General features: G+C 70.1%; 13 protein-coding genes. 5 read left to right on the top strand and 8 right to left on the bottom strand.

Annotation, left to right across the window (positions count from 1 at the left end; genetic code table 11):
* The first annotated feature begins 120 nt into the window (after positions 1 to 120).
* Positions 121 to 570 carry an Lrp/AsnC family transcriptional regulator gene (locus tag LIN44_RS03130; protein ID WP_010809873.1) on the top strand — a complete coding sequence of 150 codons (450 nt, stop codon included), beginning with the start codon at positions 121 to 123 and terminating at the stop codon, positions 568 to 570.
* 45 nt (positions 571 to 615) lie between these two features.
* A complete protein-coding gene (dapB, locus tag LIN44_RS03125) occupies positions 616 to 1,425 on the top strand; it encodes a 4-hydroxy-tetrahydrodipicolinate reductase (RefSeq protein WP_227313469.1) in 810 nt (269 codons plus the stop codon).
* Positions 1,426 to 1,470: 45 nt separating this feature from the next.
* On the opposite strand, the gene LIN44_RS03120 is transcribed toward dapB, so the two are convergent.
* From LIN44_RS03120 to LIN44_RS03105, 4 genes are all read right to left on the bottom strand, one after another.
* Positions 1,471 to 2,190 carry a hypothetical protein gene (locus LIN44_RS03120; RefSeq protein WP_227313468.1) on the bottom strand — a complete coding sequence of 240 codons (720 nt, stop codon included), beginning with the start codon at positions 2,188 to 2,190 and terminating at the stop codon, positions 1,471 to 1,473.
* A gap of 178 nt (positions 2,191 to 2,368) precedes the next feature.
* Positions 2,369 to 3,859: a chloride channel protein gene (locus LIN44_RS03115; protein ID WP_227313467.1), complete on the bottom strand. Its 1,491-nt coding sequence runs from the start codon at positions 3,857 to 3,859 to the stop codon at positions 2,369 to 2,371.
* A gap of 263 nt (positions 3,860 to 4,122) precedes the next feature.
* Complete coding sequence (locus LIN44_RS03110) at positions 4,123 to 5,139, bottom strand: tripartite tricarboxylate transporter substrate binding protein (protein ID WP_227313466.1); 1,017 nt, start codon at positions 5,137 to 5,139, stop codon at positions 4,123 to 4,125.
* 54 nt (positions 5,140 to 5,193) lie between these two features.
* Positions 5,194 to 6,687 (bottom strand): acyl-CoA synthetase, encoded by a 1,494-nt coding sequence (locus LIN44_RS03105; RefSeq protein WP_227313465.1) that lies wholly within the window; start codon positions 6,685 to 6,687, stop codon positions 5,194 to 5,196.
* Positions 6,688 to 6,808: 121 nt separating this feature from the next.
* Here LIN44_RS03105 and LIN44_RS03100 point away from each other — a divergent pair, with 121 nt between their 5' ends.
* The 3 genes from LIN44_RS03100 to LIN44_RS03090 all read left to right on the top strand — a co-directional run bounded on the left by LIN44_RS03100 (position 6,809) and on the right by LIN44_RS03090 (position 9,717).
* The gene (locus tag LIN44_RS03100; RefSeq protein WP_227313464.1) at positions 6,809 to 7,723 is read left to right on the top strand and encodes a LysR family transcriptional regulator; all 915 of its coding nucleotides are present in this window, start codon (positions 6,809 to 6,811) and stop codon (positions 7,721 to 7,723) included.
* Positions 7,724 to 7,856: 133 nt separating this feature from the next.
* Positions 7,857 to 8,366 carry a helix-turn-helix domain-containing protein gene (locus tag LIN44_RS03095; RefSeq protein ID WP_227313463.1) on the top strand — a complete coding sequence of 170 codons (510 nt, stop codon included), beginning with the start codon at positions 7,857 to 7,859 and terminating at the stop codon, positions 8,364 to 8,366.
* Positions 8,359 to 9,717, top strand: a complete 1,359-nt coding sequence (locus tag LIN44_RS03090) for an MATE family efflux transporter (RefSeq protein ID WP_227313462.1) — start codon at positions 8,359 to 8,361, stop codon at positions 9,715 to 9,717. Before LIN44_RS03095 ends, LIN44_RS03090 begins: the two co-directional genes overlap by 8 nt.
* A gap of 283 nt (positions 9,718 to 10,000) precedes the next feature.
* On the opposite strand, the gene LIN44_RS03085 is transcribed toward LIN44_RS03090, so the two are convergent.
* The 4 genes from LIN44_RS03085 to LIN44_RS03070 all read right to left on the bottom strand — a co-directional run bounded on the left by LIN44_RS03085 (position 10,001) and on the right by LIN44_RS03070 (position 18,501).
* Entirely contained in the window at positions 10,001 to 11,449 is a 1,449-nt protein-coding gene (locus LIN44_RS03085; RefSeq protein ID WP_227313461.1) for an efflux transporter outer membrane subunit, read from the bottom strand.
* Positions 11,446 to 14,631: an efflux RND transporter permease subunit gene (locus tag LIN44_RS03080; RefSeq protein WP_227313460.1), complete on the bottom strand. Its 3,186-nt coding sequence runs from the start codon at positions 14,629 to 14,631 to the stop codon at positions 11,446 to 11,448. The genes LIN44_RS03085 and LIN44_RS03080 overlap by 4 nt, the downstream gene beginning before the upstream one ends.
* Positions 14,628 to 15,878 (bottom strand): efflux RND transporter periplasmic adaptor subunit, encoded by a 1,251-nt coding sequence (locus LIN44_RS03075; protein WP_370641609.1) that lies wholly within the window; start codon positions 15,876 to 15,878, stop codon positions 14,628 to 14,630. Before LIN44_RS03075 ends, LIN44_RS03080 begins: the two co-directional genes overlap by 4 nt.
* 199 nt (positions 15,879 to 16,077) lie before the next feature.
* The gene (locus LIN44_RS03070; RefSeq protein ID WP_227313458.1) at positions 16,078 to 18,501 is read right to left on the bottom strand and encodes a carbohydrate-binding family V/XII; all 2,424 of its coding nucleotides are present in this window, start codon (positions 18,499 to 18,501) and stop codon (positions 16,078 to 16,080) included.
* Positions 18,502 to 18,806: the final 305 nt, after the last annotated feature.

Raw genomic sequence — 18,806 nt, 5'->3', positions numbered from 1 at the left:
CCGTCCACAAAAAAGAGGGTTCCGTTGACTGGAGTATGGATAGCCCGGCCGGCACAATGAAGGCCCAAGAACGACGAAAAACCGCCATAATCGAACGAAACGACGAGGCATCCCGACGCAATGACCGAACTCGACACCACCGACCGCCACCTGCTGTCGCTGCTGCAGGCCAATGCCCGCGAAAGCGCCGCCAACCTGGCCCGGCACCTGGGAATCGCGCGCACCACCGTGGTCGCGCGCATTGCGCGGCTGGAGCGCAGCGGCGTGATTGCCGGCTACGGCGTGCGGCTGGGCCAGCGCATGGAAGACAACGCGATCCTGGCCTACTGCGGCCTGTCGGTGCAGCCCAAGGCCGCGCCCGCGATCCTGCGCGCGCTGCAGCGGCTGCCCGAGATCGAAGAAGTCAATTCGGTCAGCGGCCCGGTCGACTACCTGGTGGCGATCCGCTGCGACACGCATGACCGGCTCGACCGGCTGCTCGACGAGATCGGCATGCTCGACGGCGTCAACCACACCACCACCTCGATCGTGCTGGCGCGCAAGCTCGACCGCCGGCGCGCCGCCGGCTGACGCGGTATGCTGCCAGACCCATCAGCCTTTGCGGAGCAACAGAACATGAACAATCCGATCCGTGTCGCCGTGGGCGGCGTGACCGGCTGGGCCGGCGGCGAACTGGCGCGCGGCGTGGCCCATGCGGCCGACATGACCCTGGTGGCCGGCCTGTCGCGCGGCGCCGCCGGCCAGACCCTGGCGCAGCTGACCGGCCATGCCGGGACCCCGGGCGTGGCCGCCGCCAGCATCGAGTCGCTGGGCGAGACGCCTTACGACGTCTACGTCGAATACACCAAACCGGGCATCGCCAAGCACAACATCCTGCAGGCGCTGGCGCATGGCGCACACGTGGTGGTGGGCACCTCCGGACTGACCGACGACGACTATGCCGAGATCGACGCGGCCGCGCGCCGGGCCGAGCGCGGCGTGCTCGCCTGCGGCAATTTCGCCATCACCGTGGTGCTGCTGCAGAAGTTTGCCGAGATGGCGGCGCGCCACCTGGAACACTGGGAGATCATCGACTACGCCAAGGCCGGCAAGATCGACGTGCCCTCCGGCACGGTGCGCGAGCTGGCGTACCGGCTCGGCCAGGTCAAGGCCGCCGCGCAGGCGGTGCCGGTCGACCAGGTCAACGGCCCGAAGGAAACCCGCGGCGCGACCATGTCGGGCACGCAGGTGCACGCGGTGCGGCTGCCGGGCTACCAGCTGGGCGTGGAAGTGATCTTCGGCGCCGACGGCCAGCGCCTGCACCTGAAGCACGAGGCCGGCGACGGCTCCAAGCCCTATGTTGCCGGCGCGCTGCTGGCGATCCGCAAGGTCCACACCGTGCGCGGCGTGGTGCGGGGGCTGGACAAGGTGATGGAAGGACTGTGAGGCTGCCGGCGACGCAGGCGGGCGGGTCGCCGCCTGCGCGTGCCGTTACCAGCTGCCCGGCCTTTCCGGCTTGGGAGTGGCCTTCAGCGCGGGCTTGGCGGCGGCGGCCTTGCCCTTGGCCGCCGGCGCCGAGGCCGGGTTGAGCTGCTTGTCGACCTCGGCGTCCTTGTGCGCCATCAGCGCGCGCGCCTGCGGCAGCAGCATCTCGATGGTGCCGGTGTTGGGGTCTTCCGGCATCGCGTACAGTTCCACCGTCAGCGGCCTTTGCATCCAGCCGGCATGCAGCGTCTTGACGGTCTTGCCCGCCTTGTCGGGCATGTCCTCCTGCTCCTGGCGGAAGGGCTTGCCGTACAGCGCGCTGATGCTGTCGGCCGCGGCCTGCTGCGAATTGGCGCCGGCAGTCGGCACCACCAGGCCGACCAGCGCATTGCGGTCGACAAAGGCCACCACATAGGGACCATCCATGAACGCCGGGCGCTGTGCGCGCGGCACGCCGACCTGGCGCATCAGGCCGTCGCCCTTCAGTTCGACGCAAAAACCGGTGACATCGCGGCCGTCGGGCGAGCGCTTGTCGGCGCAGTCCGGCAGCGCCGGCAGCGGGTTGCCGATTTCCAGCATGGCCAGCAGCGGCGACAGCGCGCTGTTTTCGGCCTGGGCCGAGGGCTTGGCGGCCGGCGCGGAGGCGGGGGTGGCGGTAGGGGCGGCAGGGGCGCCGGCGGCGCCCAGCAGGCCGGCAAGCGCCAGCCCGGCAACGGGGAATTTCAAAACGGACTCCTGGTGAAAGGCTCCGGGTTGGAGCCCGCCCCCGCCGGGTTGTTCCGGCGCGGCGCAAGATCGTGGCGCACGGTTCACTTGCGGCCGCGCACGGCAAGGGCGACAAGGGGGCGTGCGCTAGCTTACCCGATGGCGCCGGCGCCGCCGCCCCTTGGGCGCCGCGCCGGCATCAACCCGCCTGGGGCTTGCGCGCCAGCGCCAGCGCCTCGCGCCGGAAGGTGTGGCCGACCTGGTGGTAGAACGGGTGCGGCGAGAACTGCCGCGAGATAAACGACGCCAGCAGCGACGCCGCCAGCAGGAACACCGTCAGGTCCTGCGTGCGCGTCATTTCCATCACGATCACGCTGGCGGTGATCGGCGCCTGCGTCGCCGCGGCCAGGAACGCCGCCATCGACACCAGCGCCAGCACGCGCGGCTCGGCCATGCCGCTGACCAGGTGCGCGACGTTTTCGCCGATGCCCGCGCCGATCGCCAGCGCGGGCGTGAAGATGCCGCCCGGGATGCCGGCGAAGTACGACACCACGGTCGCCACCAGCTTGGCCAGCCCGAACCACAGCGTGGCCTGCGATTCGCCATTGATCAGCGCCGCGGCCTGCTCATAGCCGGTGCCGAAGGTCGCGCCCGCGGTGGCCCAGCCGAGCAGCGCCACCACCAGCCCGCAACCGAACGCGGTCCACACCGGATGCCGTCCCGGCCAGTCGCGCCACGCGCCCGGCAGCAGCGCCGGCACGCCGCCCTTGAGCGCCTTGGCAAACACGCCGCCCAGCACGCCGGTGACCACCGCGCACAGCAGCACCGGGCCCCAGGCCTCATGCAGGCCCAGCATCGGCACCTTGACCACGAAGTACGGGTTGTTGCCCAGCACCGCCAGCGACACGAAACCCGCGGTCAGCACGCCCGACAGCACCAGGCGGTCCCAGCGCACCGCGGTGCCGCGGCCCAGTTCCTCGATCGCGAACACCACCCCGGCCAGCGGCGTGTTGAACGCCGCCGCCAGCCCGCCGGCCGCGCCGGCGGCGATCAGCGCATTGGGATGGAAGCCGATGCGAAAGCGCAGCTTCTCCTGGCACCAGCGCCCCCAGGCCAGCATCGCCGCCGCGCCCACCTGCACCGACGGGCCCTCGCGCCCGACCGAGGCGCCGGCCAGCAGCGCGGCGGCGGTCAGCACCACCTTCCACATCGACTGGCGCAATGACACCAGCAACGTCTGCGCCGGGCCCGACGGCGGCAAGGTCACCGCCGCGATCACCTGCGGGATGCCGCTGCCGCGCGCCTGCGGCGCGAACCGGATGGTCAGCCAGCGCAGCGCGGCCAGCCCGAACGGCAGCATCACGAACGCCAGCCACGGCGTGGCCTGGGTCAGCTGGCGGTTCCAGTGCAGCGCCACTTCGGCGATCCACGCGAACACCAGCGCGAACAGCCCGACGCAGCCCGCGCCGAACATGAACGCCGCATAGCGCAGCGTGGTGCGCGAGATGCGGCCGGCCTGGCGCGACTTGCGCCAAGCCGCCACGCGCGCGCGGCGGCTGATCTGGTGCAGCAGGCGGGGATCGGGAGGGGGGATACCGGCATCGGGGCGTGCCTCGGAGTCCGGGCTGGCGTCCGGATCGGTGGAAGAAAAAGCGGGAGGCTTGGGATCGTTGGGCTCGCGATCGGTCATGACTGGGACGTGGCGTAGGCATCCGGCGCGGCGCGTATGGCGGCGGGTACCGGGATGACGTTGAACTATACGCCCAACGTCAATGCGACGACCTGGCCGGGGCCGGTGATCGGCGGATGAATGCGCAAGCTGGGACAGACTTGCGTCCTGCCGACCCAGTCGGGAAAAGCCTGCCACCGCTGGTGAACGCTCCCCTCTCCCGCAAGCGGGAGAGGGGAGAAAGCCGGCGGTGCGGAAAAGCATTCGCACCAAGTTCCGGCGCGTCAGTCCAGCGAGATGTTGTTCGCCTTGATCACCTTCCCCCAGTGCGCGCGGTCGGCTTCGAGATAGCGGTCGATCTCGGCCTGCGTGCGCGGCGGCTGCACCAGCAGCCCCAGGGCGCTGAAGGTGGCGCGGAACTGCGGGTCCTTCAGCACGTGGTCGGCGGCGGCTTGCAGCCTGGCGACCGCCTCGGGCGGCGTCTGCGCGGGCACGGCCAGGCCGAACCAGGTGGCGGCCTGGAAGTTGGGATAGCCGCTCTCGGCCACGGTCGGCACGTCGGGCAGCACCTCGAGGCGGCGGCGCCCGGTGACGGCCAGCGCCTTGAGCTTGCCTGCCTTGATATGCGGCAGCGAGGTGCTGACCACGTCCACCATCAGCTGCACGTCGTTGGCCAGCAGCGCCGCCAGCGCCGGCGCGCTGCCGTTGTAGGGCACGTGCGTGACGCCGATGCCCAGTTCGGTCTTGAGCATCTCCGTGGCCAGCTGCAGCGCGTTGCCCAGGCCCACCGAGGCATAGTTGAGCTTGCCGCCCTCGGCCTTGGCGTAGGCCGCGAACTCGCGGATATTGCCGGCCGGCACCTTGGTGTTGGTGACCACCACCAGCGGCGCCTCGGCGCCGATGCTGAAGATGCGGAAATCCTTGGGCGGGTCGTACTGGATCTTCTTGTACAGCATCGGGTTGAGCACCATGCTGCCGTTGGTCGCCAGCACCATGGTGTAGCCGTCGGCCGGCGCGCGCGCCACGCTGGTGGTGCCGATCATGGTGGCGGCACCCGGACGGTTTTCCACCACCACGGTCTGGCCCAGCTGGCGCGACATGCCATCGGCCAGCGCGCGGCCGAACTGGTCGGTCGAGCCGCCCGGCGTGTACGGCACCACCAGCTTGAGCGGCCGGTCGGGATAGGCCGCCTGCGCGGCTCCGCCCCAGAGCGCCAGCGCGCACCCCGCGCCGGCCGCGATCGCGGCGAGCCAGGCGCGCCGTGGCTTGAGTCCGGTTGTCCTGGTCGGTTTGTTCTGCATCGCGTCTCCTCCTGTGGTTATCGGCTTGGGCCTGGTGCAGTCCCACCGTTGCGCTTAGACGCGGCGCTGGCGGCCTTCCCAGTATCGGTCGCGCAGCCGGCGCTTGGCCAGCTTGCCGGTTTCGTCGCGCGGCAGTTGCGCCTCGACCACGATGCTGCGCGGCACCTTGAAACCTGACAGTCGCTGGCGCAGCCAGTCGATCACCTCGGCCTCGCGGATGTCCGCGCCCGGCATCGGCTGCACCATGGCCAGCAACCGTTCGCCGTATTCCGCGTCGGGAATGCCGAACACCACGCAGTCGGCCACGCCGGGGTAGCGCACCAGCTCATGCTCGATCTCCGCCGGGTAGATGTTGACGCCGCCGGAAATCACCATGTCCGAAGCGCGGTCGCAGATGAACAGGTAGCCGTCGGCATCGACATAGCCCATGTCGCCCAGCGTCACCAGCCCGTCGCGGTCGATCGCGGCGCGCGCGGCCTCATTGTTGCGGTAGGTGAAGTCGGGGTAAGCGGGCTGGCGCACATAGACCAGGCCGATTTCGCCCGGCGCGCATTCGCGGCCGTGCTCGTCCAGGATGCGCAGCTGCGCGTCGTCGACCGGCCTGCCGGCGGTGCCGGGGCGCGCGGCGGCGTCGGCGGGCGTGGCCACGGTGATCATGCCGGCTTCGCTGGAGGCATAGGTTTCATGGATCACCGGGCCCAGCCACTCCAGCATCGCGCGCTTGACTTCGGGCGCGCACGGCGACCCGGTCGAAGCGACGAAGCGGATCGAGGACAAGTCATACCGGGCGCGCACCTCCGGCGGCAGCTTGAGCAGCCGCACGTACATGATCGGCACCAGGTAGAGCACGTCGATGCGGTGCTTCTCCACCAGCGCCAGCACCTGCTCGGCGTCGAAGCGCGGCGTCAGCACCAGGCGCTCGGCCATCTGCAGCGCGTTCTGGATAAATGAGCCCGGCGCGCTGTGGTACAGCGGCGCCGACATCAGCGCGCGGCAGCCCGGCTCCAGGCCGTAGCTCTGCCGCACCACCGAGCGCACGCGCGCCAGCTGCTCTTCAAGGCCGTCCAGCGGCAGCGGCTGGCGCACCACGCCCTTGGGCCGGCCGGTGGTGCCGGAGGTGTACGCCATATGGCCGCGCGGCGCCACGCGCGGGCCGTCGTAGGCGGGCTGCTGCGCAAGCCAGGCCTCGTATTCGGTGGCACCTTCGGCGGGGCCGCCCACCGACAGCACCACCATGCCGGCCGGGACGGCGTCGCGCACCGCGGGCAGCAGGTCGTCCTGCACCAGCAGCACCTTGGCGCCGCTGTCGGTCAGCAGAAAACGCACTTCCTCGGCGGTGAAGTGCCAGTTGATCGGGCAGTAGTAGCAGCCGGCGATGCGGCAGGCATGGACCACGTCGGCATACACCGGATCGTTGCGCAGCAGGACCGCGACCACGTCGCCTTCCTGCACGCCCAGCGCGCGCAGGCCGCCGGCCAGCCGGGCGCCGCGCGCCAGCAAGGCCTCGCCGCTGCGGTGCATGTCTTGATACCAAAGGTCCGTGGCCATCCGCTGTCTCCTTGCCGGGTTCGTCAGCCGACCACTGTATCGGCGCAGCCACGCATCGACAATCGGGCGAGGTGGAATCACAATGTTGCGCCAGACGTGACAATCCTGCAGGCAATCCCCGATGGACCTCAACCTGATCCAGGCCTTCGTCGACATCGTCGATGCCGGCAACCTGGCCGAAGCCGGGCGCCGGCGCGGCGTCACGCGATCGCAGGTCAGCCGCCAGCTGCGCGAGCTGGAACACCAGGCCGGCGCGCAGTTGCTGCGCCGGACCACGCGCCGGCTCGAGCTGACCGAACCCGGCCATGCGCTGTACCAGCACGGCGTGCGCATCCTGCAGGAGGTCGCCTCGGCACAGGCCGAGATCGACAGCCTGGGCCGGACCCTGCGCGGCCATGTGCGCGTGAGCGTGCCCACCGGGCTGGGCGACGCCTATATCGCGCCGCTGCTGCTGCAGTTTGCGCACAAGCATCCCGGGATTACGTTGCGCGTGTTCTTTGCCAACCGCGTCAACGACCTGATCGCGGCCGAGATCGACGTGGCGCTGAAGGTCACCTCGGCGCCGCCGCTGGACCATGTGGCGCGTGAAATCTGCGATATCCGCTGGCAACTGTATGCATCGCCGCAATACCTCGCCAGGATTGCGCCGGTGCGGGTGCCGCCTGACCTGGCCGGCTGCAGCTTCCTGTGCCCGCCGTATCCGCCGCGGCAGTTCCCGCTGTCGCTGTACCGCGACGGCCAGCGCGTGGACGTGGCGCTGACGCCCACGCTGCAGTCCGAGCACTTCCTGTTCCTGGCTCGCGCCGTGCGCGAAGGCCACGGCATCGGCATGCTGCCGGTCTATATCGGCTGGGAAGAAGTGCGGGCGGGCCATCTGGTGCCGGTGCTGCCGGACTGGCGTCCGGAAGGGCTGGGCAACAAGCTGTTCATCATCACCACGCCCAACCTGCATCCGTCGATGGCCACGCGCGCGCTGATCGGCTTCCTGCGCGAGGAACTGGACAAGCTGGAGGTATTCCGCGATGCGGTGAAGTAGCCGGCACCGCTGGCCGGTGAACGCACGTTTTCAGCCGGCGATGGTCGCCCGCCGCCTGCATGCTTTCAATTTGCAAGCTATGCTGCAACCAGCTTGCAATTTGAAAGCAAGCAGCACGCAACGGCGGAGACCCATGCCCCCTACCGATTTCACCGCGATGCCCTGCCCCGTGGCCCGCTCGATGGCCGTGCTGGGCGAACGCTGGGCCATCCTCGTGCTGCGCGAGGCCTTCTACGGCAGCACGCGCTTCGACGAATTCGAACGCAACCTGGGCATCGCCCCCAACATCCTCAGCGCGCGCCTGAAGACGCTGGTCGCGCACGGGCTGCTGGCGCGCGTCGCGCCCGAGGGCGGCGCCCGCCATGTCTACCAGCTGACCGACAAGGGCCGCGATTTCTTTCCGGCCTATGTGGCGCTCAAGGCCTGGGCCGACCGCTGGATGACCGACGACAAGGGGCCGCTGACGCTGCTGCAGGACCGCCGCACCGGCACCGAGATCGCCGAGCCCGCGCTGACGCGCGCCGACGGCAGCGCGATCACGCTCGATGACGTGCGCGTGCTGCCTGGGCCGGGCGCTGGCCGCTTCCTGCGCCGTCGCTTCGGCGAAGCCGGGGCGGTCGGACCGGAGCGCGGCCATGACTGACACGCGCGCCTTGCCCGCGGGCAGCCTGCCGGCCGACGCGGTGCCGGCCACCGAAATCGCCCGCCGCATCGGCAAGCTGGCCGGACCCACCGCGCTGATCGCGCTGCTGCAGGCGGCCGCCCAGCTGATCGAAACCTGGCTGGCCGCGCGCCAGGGCACGGCGGCGCTGGCCGGCTGGGCCGTGGTGCTGCCGTTTGCGCTGTTGCTGCAGCAGATGTCCACCGGCGCCATGGGCGGCGGCGTGGTCGCCGCCATTGCGCGCGCGCTGGGCGCCAACAAGCGTGACGATGCCTCGGCGCTGGTGATGCATGCGCTGTGGATCGCCGTGATCGCCGGGCTGGCGTTTGCCGTGGCGCTGGCGGGGTTCCCGCGCGCGGTGCTGGGCGCGGTGGCGGGCGCCACCGCCGCCGAGGCCGCCGCCACCTATGCGATCTGGCTGTTCGGCGCCGGTGCGATCCCGGCCTGGCTCGCCAACACGCTGGCGTCGGTGCTGCGCGGCGGCGGCCGCCATGCGCTGGCGGCGCGCGTGCTGGCGTTGATGTGGATCGCGTACCCGGTGCTGTCGTGGCTGCTGGCCGAGCCCGCCGGCATGGGGCTGGCCGGCATCGGCGCGGCGCTGGCGGCGGTGTCGTGGGCGGCGGCGCTGGCGATGGCGGTGGTGGTGGCGCGCGGCGGCGCGGGCTTCGTGCCGGTGCTGCGGGTGCGGCTGTCGTGGCCGCTGTTCGCGCGCATCCTGTCGGTGGGGCTGGTGGCGTGCGCGCTGGCCTCGGTGGCCAACCTGACCACCATCCTGGTCACCGCGCAGCTGCGCCACCATGGCACTGCCGCGGTGGCGGCCTACGGCATTTCGGCGCGGCTGGAATTCCTGATGATCCCGCTGGCCTTCGGCGTGGGCTCGGCGCTGACGGCGCTGGTCGGCCGCGCCGTGGGCGCCGGCGACTGGCACACCGCGCGGCGCACGGCGTGGGTGGGGGCAATGCTGGCGCTGGCCATCGCCGGCAGCGCGGGCGCCGCCGTCGGCCTGGCGCCGGTGCGCTTCGCCAGCCTGTTCACCCATGACCCCGAAGTGATCGCCATCGCCGCGCGCGCGCTGTCATGGGTGGGACCGGCATTCGGCGGCTTCGGCCTCGGCATGGCGCTGTACTTCGCCTCGATGGGCGCGGGCCGCATGCGCTGGCCGGTGGCGGCCGGGCTGTGCCGGATCGCGCTGGCCGCGGGCGGCGGCTGGGTGCTGGCCAATATCTTCGGCATGGGGCTGGACGGGCATTTCCTGGGCGTGGCGCTGGGGATCACGGCGTATGGCGTGGTCACGGCGCTGGGGGTCAGACAGGGGGAGTGGTCGGCGCGGTAATGGGTTGAACGACACTGCCGGTTGGCTCCCCTCTCCCGCCTGCGGGAGAGGGGCGGGGGTGAGGGCCGGCGCTGGCAATTGCGAGGACATGCACTTCGTGGCAGCGCCCGCCCTCACCCCAACCCTCTCCCAGAGGGAGAGGGAGTACCCAAACGGCAAGCTCCGCGCGACGGTTCCACTGTTTGCCCCCCTCTCCCTGCGGGAGAGGGGGGTGAGGGCCGGCGCTGGCAATAGCGAGGACATGCACTTCGTGGCAGCGGTAAGGACCAAAAAAGACCGCGCGCTACCGCGTCAACACCTTCGCATCCCCCTGCATCCCTGCCTCGCGCACATCCTGCGGCACCGCGGGCCAGCCGCCGCCGAGCGACTTGTACAGCGCCGCGGCACCGGTCAGCACATCGACCTGGCCCTGCACCGCCGCCAGCTGCGTGGCAAACAGCTTCTCCTGCGCGGTGGTCACTTCCAGATAGCTGGAATAGCCGCCCTCGTAGCGCGCACTGGACTGGTCGGCATAGACCAGCAGGCTTTTCTCCTGCTGGCGCAGGCTGACCAGCCGCTTGCGCGTTTCGATGCTGTTGGCGAGCGCGCTGTTGACGTCGGCCAGCGCCGCCAGCACGGTGCCCTGGTAGGCCAGCATGGCCTGCTGGCGCTGCGCCGCGGCGCTCTGCACCTGGCCGCGGATGGCGCCACCCTGGAAGACCGGCTGGGTCAGGCCGGCGCCGATGCCCCACACCTGCGACGCGCTGTGCCACAGCGCCCCGGGCGTGCTGGCAATGGCGCCGAACAGCCCGCTCAGGTTCACCGCTGGCAGGTACAGCGCCTGCGCCGCGCCCAGCTGCGCGTTGGCGGCGATGGCGGCCTGCTCGGCCTGCAGCACGTCGGGGCGGCGCGACAGCAGCGCCGCCGGCAGGTCGGCGCCCGCCGGCGGCGGCAGCAGGTCGTGCACGGGCTTGCCGCGCTCGACCGGACCGGGCTCGCGCCCCAGCAACAGCGACAGCGCGTTCTCGGTCTGGGCGATGGCGGTGCGCAGCGGCGGGATCGACGCCTCGGTCGAGTAGTAGTCGTTTTCCGCCTGCGCCAGCTCGACCTGCGAGATCACGCCACCCTCGTAGCGCTGGCGGAAGATATCGAGCCCGCTGGCGCGCGACACCAGCGTCTGCTGTGCGATCTCCAGCTGCGCGTCGAGCCCGCGCAGCGTCGCATAGCCCTGCACCACCGACGCCGCCAGCGCCAGCACCACGCCGCGGCGCCCGTACTCGGCGTTCCAGACTTCGGCTTCGGCGGCCTCGGCCTGGCGCCGGATGCGGCCCCACAGGTCCAGTTCCCAGCTGGCGTTGGCCAGCAGCTGGTAGCTATTGCGCGGACCGTCGAGTCCCGCGAACGGCGTGCCGTTGAAGGTGCCGGCACGCTGGCGCGCCGCTGACGCGGACAGCCCCAGTTGCGGGAAGAAGCCGCTGCGCGCGACCATCAGCTGGCCGCGAAACTCGTCGATGCGGGCCGCGGCGATGCGCACGTCGTAGTTGTTGCGCAGCGCCGCCTCCACCAGCGCATTGAGCACCGGGTCGCCAAAGCTGTCCCACCACGCGCTGTCCGCGGCCACTGCCAGCACGCCGGTGTCGAGGCGGTACTGCGCCGGGTCCGGGGTCTCGGGGCGCTGGTAGTTGGGGCCGATGGCGCAGCCGCCCAGCAGCGCGGCCAGGCAGGCGCCGGCAAGCGTGCGGCGCGCGCTCATGACGGCTCTCCCGTCGGCGGCGTGGCCGGTGGCGTTGTGGGCGGTGTAGTTGTCGTCGGCGCGGCGCCCTTGGCCTTGGGCTTGCGCTCGGACATCGTCTCCAGGCCCCAGAAGAACAGCGGGATAAAGAACAGCGCGATCACCGTGGCCCCAAGCATGCCGCCGATCACGCCGGTGCCGAGCGACTGCCGGCTCGCCGCCGAGGCGCCGCTGGCAATCGCCAGCGGCACGCAGCCCAGGATAAATGCCAGCGAGGTCATGATGATCGGCCGCAGCCGCAACCTGGCCGCGTGCAGCGCGGCGTCGTAGGCACTGAGGCCTTCCTTGTGGCGCATCTCCACCGCGAACTCGAAGATCAGGATGGCGTTCTTGGCCGCCAGCGCAATCAGCACCGTCAGGCCGATCTGGAAGTACACGTCGTTCTGCATGCCGCGCATCAGGATCGCCAGCAGCGCGCCAAACAGCGCGAACGGCACCGCCAGCAGCACGCCGATCGGCAACGACCACTTCTCGTATTGCGCCGCCAGGATCAGGAACACCATCAGCAAGGCAAAGGCAAAGACATAGACCGCGGTCGAGCCCGCGGTCTTTTCCTCGTACGCCTGGCCGCTCCAGGAGAAGCTGTAGCCTTCGCCCAGCACTTCCCTGGCGATGTCTTCCATCGCCTGCAGCGCCTGGCCCGAGCTGTAGCCAGGCGCGGCGTCGCCCATGATCTTGGCGGCCGGGAAGTTGTTGAAGCGCGTGACGATGTCGGCCCCGGGCACGTACTTCACGGTGGTGACCGCCTTGATCGGCACCATCTCGCCGTTGCGGTTGCGCACGTAGACCTTGTCGATATCCTCCGGGCGCGAGCGGTAGTCCGGCTCGGCCTGCAGGATCACCTGGAACAGCCGGCTGTTCTTCGGGAACTGGCTGACGTAGAGCGACCCGAACATGGTCTGCAGCGCCGAGTAGACCTGCTCCACCGGCACGCCCTGGGTCTCGGAGCGCTCGCGGTCCACCTCCACCATCAGCTGGCGCGAACGGGTGTTGATGGTGGAATTCACGCCGGTCAGCTCGGGCCGCTCGTGCGCCTTGGCGATGAACGCGCGCACCCTGGCCTCCAGTTGCTGGTAGGTGCCGTCGCCGGTGCTCTGCAGCCAGAACTCGAAGCCGCCGGTGCTGCCCAGGCCCGGAATCGAAGGCGGGTTGATCGGTATCACCACGCCCTCCTGGTAGGTGGAAAACTCCTTCTTTGCGTTGGCGATCAGGTCGGCCGCGCTTTCGCCGTCGCCGCGCTCGCTGAAGCCCTTGAGCGAGACAAAGAGCGTGCCGGCGTTGGACTTGTTCTGCGAATCGATCAGGCTGAAGCCGGTCGGCGCCGCCACCGCGGCCACGCCCGGCTGTTTGGAGAACCAGTCCTCGGCGCGGCGCGACAGCGCCTGGGTGCGGTCCAGGCTGGCCGCATCCGGCATGATCACCGCGCCCAGCAGATAGCCCTGGTCCTCCACCGGCAGGAACGACGACGGGATGCGCGCGAACATCAGCCCGATCGCCGCCAGCATCGCCACGATCACCCCCAGCGACACCACCGTGCGCCGGATCACCGCCCGGTTGGCGGCGTCATAGCGCTCGATCAGGCGGTCGAACCTGGCGTTGAACCAGCGGAAGAAGCGGTTTTTCTTCTGCTCGCCGGGCTTGAGCAGGATCGCCGCCAGCGCCGGCGACAGCGTCAGCGCGACCACGCCGGACAGCACCACCGACACCGCCAGCGTCACCGCGAACTGCTTGTACAGCTGGCCGGTGATGCCCGACAGGAACGCCACCGGGATAAACACCGCCAGCAGCACCAGCACGATCGCCACCACCGGCCCGCTGACCTCGTCCATGGCGCGCTTGGCGGCCTCCTTGGGCGGCAGGTTGAACTCGGTCATGTTGCGCTCGACGTTCTCGATCACCACGATCGCGTCGTCGACCACGATGCCGATCGCCAGCACCATGCCGAACAGCGTCAGCATGTTGACCGAGAAACCGAACATGCTCATGCCGACAAAGGCGCCGATAATTGACACTGGCACCGCCAGGATCGGCACCAGCGTGGCGCGGAAGCTCTGCAGGAACAGGTACACCACCAGGATCACCAGGATCACCGCGTCGCGCAGCGTGTGCACCACCTCGCCGATCGACTCCTGCACGAACTCGGTGGTGTCCAGCGCCACCTCATACTCCAGGCCGGGCGGGAACGACTTCTTCAGCTCGGCCAGCGTGCCGCGCACCTGCTTGGCCACGTCCAGCGCATTGGCGCCGGGCTGCTGGTAGACCGCCATCAGCGTCGCGGTCTTGCCCTTGTAGCGGCTGCGCAGCGAGTAGTCCTTCTGGCCCAGCTCGACCCGGCCCACGTCCTTCAGCCGCACCAGCGCGGCATCGCCGGACTGCGCGCGCAGGATCATGTTCTCGAACTCGGCGGGCTCGGTCATGCGGCCCTTGGTGGCGATCGGGAAGGTCAGCTTGACCTCGCCGTCGGTGGGCGACTGGCCGATGCGCCCGGCGGAATACTGCTGGTTCTGCGCGCTGACCGCGTTCTTGACGTCTTCCACGGTGATGCCGAGCGACGCCATCCGGTCCGGCCGCAGCCAGATGCGCATGGCGTAGTCGGGGCTGCCGAAGATCGACGCCTGGTTGGCGCCGGGAATGCGCTTGAGCGCATCCAGCACATAGATGTTGGCGTAGTTGCCGACAAAGGTCTGGTCGTAGCTGTTGTCCGGCGAATACAGCGCGATCACCATCATGAACGCCGATGACCGCTTCTGCACCGACACGCCCTGCGACGTGACCGCATCCGGCAGCGTCGGCAGCGCCAGGTTGACGCGGTTCTGCACGTCCACCTGCGCCAGCTGCGGGTCGGTGCCGATCTCGAAATACACGTTCAGCGTCATGTCCCCGGTGGAGGAACTCGACGAGTTCATGTACATCATGTTGTCGGCGCCGTTGACCTGCTGCTCGATCGGCGCGGCCACGTTCTGCGCCACCACCTCGGCGCTGGCGCCCGGATACTTGGTGCTGACCGTGATCGACGGCGGCGTGATCTCGGGGAACTGGGCGATCGGCAGCCTGGTCAGCGCCACCAGGCCGCCCACCACGATGATGATGGACAGCACCGAGGCAAAGATCGGCCGGTCGATAAAGAAATGGGATAGCTTCATGGCTTGCCCCCGGCGCCGGCGGCAGCCTGGGGCTGGGGTGGCGGCGCGGCTGCCGCGGCTGCAGCGGCCGGGCCGGACGCGGCAGCGGGCGCCGGCCGCGCCGCGGTGGCTTCCACCGGCCGCACCGGAGCACCCGGCGCGAGCCGCAGCATGCCGCTGACCACCACGCGCTCACCGGCCTTCAGGCCGGTGCTGACGATCCAGTTGTCGCCGCTCCACTGACCGGCCTCGACCACGCGCTGCTGCACCTTGTTGTCGGGACCCACCACCCACACCTGCTGGCCGCGCGGACCCTGGATGATGGCTTCCTGCGGCACCGCGATGGCCTGCCTGCGCTCGGCGCCATGCAGCTTCACGCGCACGAACTGGCCGGGGCGCAGCGTGCCTTCGGGATTGGCAACCTCGGCGCGGATCATGTAGGTGCCGGTTTCCGCGTTGAAGGCGGCATCGGCAAAGGTGATCTTGCCGTGATGCGGGAACTGGCTGCCGTCGGCCAGCACGATCACCACGTCGAACGCGCCCTGCGCCGGGAACCTGAGCGCGCCGGATTCCTGCCCGGTGCGCGCGGTCAACACCTCGTTTTCCGACAGGCTGAAGTTGACCCACATCGGGTCGAGCTTGGCGACGTAGGTCAGCAGGCTGTTGGAAGGATCGATATAGCTGCCTGCCTGCTTCTTGGCAAAGCTGGACACGCCGGTGACCGGCGACTTGATGGTGGTGTAGCCCAGGTTGAGCTTGGCGTTGGTAACGTTGGCCCGGGCCGCCTCGACCGCGGCCGCGGCGGACTGCTGCTTGCCGGTCGCGTCGTCCAGGTCGCGCTGGCTCAACGCGTTGCGCTCGGCCAGCGGGCGTACCCGCGCCAGGTCGGCGTTGGCGGTTTTGAGCCGCGCCACCTGCTGCGCCAGCTCGGCGTTGGCCGCGTCCAGCGCCGCGGCAAACGGCTTGGGATCCATCAGGAACATGGTCTGGCCGGCCTTGACCACGGCGCCTTCGGTATAGACGCGCTGGTCAAGAAAGCCATTGACCCGGGCGCGGATCTCCACCTGCTGCGAGCTCTGGGTCTGGCCGACAAAGTCGTAGACGATGGGGACGTCGCGCAGCGCCACGGTCATCACGGTGACTTCGGCTGCCGGTGGCGCATGCGCTGCCGGCTTGTCGTTGCCGCAGGCGGCCAGCGTCATGGCGCAGGCCAGCCAGAGCGCACCGCGCCAATGGAATGCAGTATTCACGGATCCCTCTCCCGCCATGGTTATGCATGCGATGGCTGCGGGCGGACGCCGTGGCCGGCCATGTTACGCCGCACCGGTCCGCCGGCCGCGCTCCCCTTCTCTCCGGCAGGGTAAGGCCCGGCCCGGCCGCGCGCCAATTCAATTCTTTTGTCGACGTCTTTACTGCTTTCGAAAGCGCCCTGTCAGCGCGCTGCTGCCGTAGCCTGATGCCGTAGCTTTAGCGGCGAAAGCCGCCATGGAAACCGCCGCCGCGGAAACCCCCGGCGCGACCGGCGAATCCTCCACCAGCGCCGCCAAGGCCGCGCCCCTGCCAGGCTCCCGCCATGCCCTGCAGGCGCTGCTGGCCGGTCTCGCGTGCCTGGCGCTGTTGCTCCAGCCTGGCGGTGGCGTCGTTGCCCGGCTGCACCGGCTCCCATCCGCCGGGGGTGTGCTTCTGCCAGCCGTTGTCGGTGTGCTGGTAGACCGAGCCGTCGTGCCCGGCATACACATTGCCGTTGTTCCACACCACCGCGTTGTCCTTGCCGGGGTTGGCGACAAAGCCGCGGCTGCCGGCGGTGTGCTGGCCGGTCTGGGTATTGCCGGCAATGCCGGCCTCGGCCGCGCCGACGCGGCCGGTCTGCGCGTTGTAGCCGGCGGCCTGCCGTCCTGCCGCATAGTCGCCGCTGTAGGTGTTGCCGGCCACGCCACCGCGCGCCGCGCCTTCGCGCCCGGTCGACGGGTTGGCGAAGCTGCCCTGGCGGCCGGCCGCGTAGTCGCCGGAATACGGGTTGAAGGCGGCGCCGCGGCTGCCCTGGTAGCGCGCGCCGGTGGCGGGGTTGTAGCCGGCGCCCGCGGTACCGCGCCACTCGGTGCCGGTCCAGGCATTCCAGCCCTGCGCGTGGGTCACCGTGCCCTGGCCCCAGCGGCCGTAGAAATTGGCCTGGTTGACGTTGACGTAGTTCCAGTTATAAGGGCCGCCCCACCAGTACGGGCCCCAGTATGGCGACGCCGCGCCCCAGAATGCGCCCGCGGCGAAGCCGAAGGCGAAGCCCTCGGCCAGGCCGATGCCGAAGCCCGCGCCGTAGCCGTAGGTGGCCGGATAGCCGTAGTAGACCGCGCCCACGTAGGGCGGATAGACATAGCCGGTGCCATAGACCACGGTGCCGTCGGCGCTTACCACCACCCCCATGTAGCCCGGGGTGTAGCCCACCACCACGGTCTGTGGCGTGACGGCGTAGATGCGCACATAGGTGACGTAGTACACCGGCGAGGTCGGCGGGATGGTGTAGATGGCGGACGGCACCTCGGTCGCGACCTGCCAGGGGCCCGTCGGCGCCGGCGCGGCAAACCAGACGCCGTTGGCCACCGCGTAGTAATGGCTGGCGTCGACCTCGATCACCGGCGTGCCGGTATTGACCGCATAGCTGAGCGAGGTGCCGGTGATCGGCACGAAGCGCGGCGCGCCGTCATACGTGACCGTCAGGCTGGCCTTGCTGCGCGACACCGTGGCGGTCTGCGGGATGGTGGCGGCGATCTCGGCCTCGCGCGCCTGCGGCGTGCCGGGCACGGAGACCAGCACATTGGCCTTGGGATCGGTCGGCGGAATGCGCGCGAAGTCCGCCGGCAGCTGGCTGCCAGGCACGTACTGCCACGGCCCGGTCAGCATCGGCGCGCGGAACCAGCGCCCCGAGACCAGCACGTAATACTGGTTGGCGGCTGGATCGACAAAGACCGCGTGGTCGGCATTGGCCATGGTCAGCAGGCTGACCCCGCTGACCGGCGCCATCTGCGGCGCGCCGCTGGTCACCACCAGCTCGGTCGGCTGCGTGGCGAACAGGATCGCCGGGGCCCGCGCCGGCCGCTTGCCGTCGGCGGGCAGCATCGCATCGGGCTTCATGCCGGCCGCCGCCTTGCCGGCGGCGCTTTCCAGCGCCTGGGGCACCGTCGCCACCGCCTCCCAGGCGCCGCCGGCGGATTCCGAGCGATACCAGTAGCCGGCCGCCTTCAGGAACAGCTCGCCGCCCGGCGCGCGCAGCAGCAGCGCGCGGCTGTTCAGCGCGCGTTCGTACGAAGTGCCCGGCACGGTGCGCCAGGCGGGCTCGCCATCGACCAGCACCAGCAGCGTCGGCGTGGTGGCGAACAGGATCTGCGGCGCGTCATTGCGCACCGCGACGCGGCCGGCTTGCGCCAGTTGCTGCGATACGGCATAGCTGGCCTGCAGCTGGTCCAGCGGCACCGTCAGCCCGTTGGCCGGCAGGCGCGATACCAGTGCCTGGCGCACGCGGTCGGCGGCGTCGGGGCGGGTGGGGACCTCGACGCTGTCGACCGTGATGCGGCTCAGTTGCACCAGCCCGGACGGCTTGTCGATATCGCCGGTGGCAGAAAAATGGACCACGCCGTAGGTCGGCGAGGCCGCCTTGTCGCCCACCGCCACCGCGGCGCGCCCGGACAGTCGGTTGCCCTCCCAGGTCTCGATCTGGGGCTGGTACAGCTCGACATGGTCGGCGGCCGTATCAAAGTTGCGCGGCCAGGTCAGCGGTGCCGCGGCCGCCGCCGACGAAGACGACGACTTGGGCGGCGTGGCGGCCTGGGGCGCGAACGGGGCCAGCGCCAGCCAGGCCGCCGCGATCAGCGCGCTGGTCTGCTTTAACCGAAACGACATGGGTTTCTCCGGGAGGGCGCCGCCTGCGCCGGCTGGCCAGCCGGCCGGCACTCGCGGGCACCATGCTGCACAACAGGCGGCCCATTTCGCGAATCTAGATTAGCCCGTCAATGGGAACAATCCGATTCGAAAACATTCAGGATCCGCCAGAAAACGGACAGATCAGCCGCCCGCCCCGAAGGACGCGCGGATCGTCCCAATAAGACAGGCATTGGGCCGCGGCGAGGCGGCGTCAAGCCGCAATGCGCCGTTGCGGCGCGCGCGGGCGCAGCGGGTGTGCATCTTGCATGGCCCGGTGCCACCGT

Origin of the sequence: Cupriavidus sp. MP-37, from assembly GCF_020618415.1 — a bacterium.
In the GTDB taxonomy this organism is placed as follows: Bacteria; Pseudomonadota; Gammaproteobacteria; order Burkholderiales; family Burkholderiaceae; genus Cupriavidus.
The sequence above is the reverse complement of the archived record's forward strand: the minus strand, read 5'-3'. Positions and strand labels throughout refer to the sequence as shown.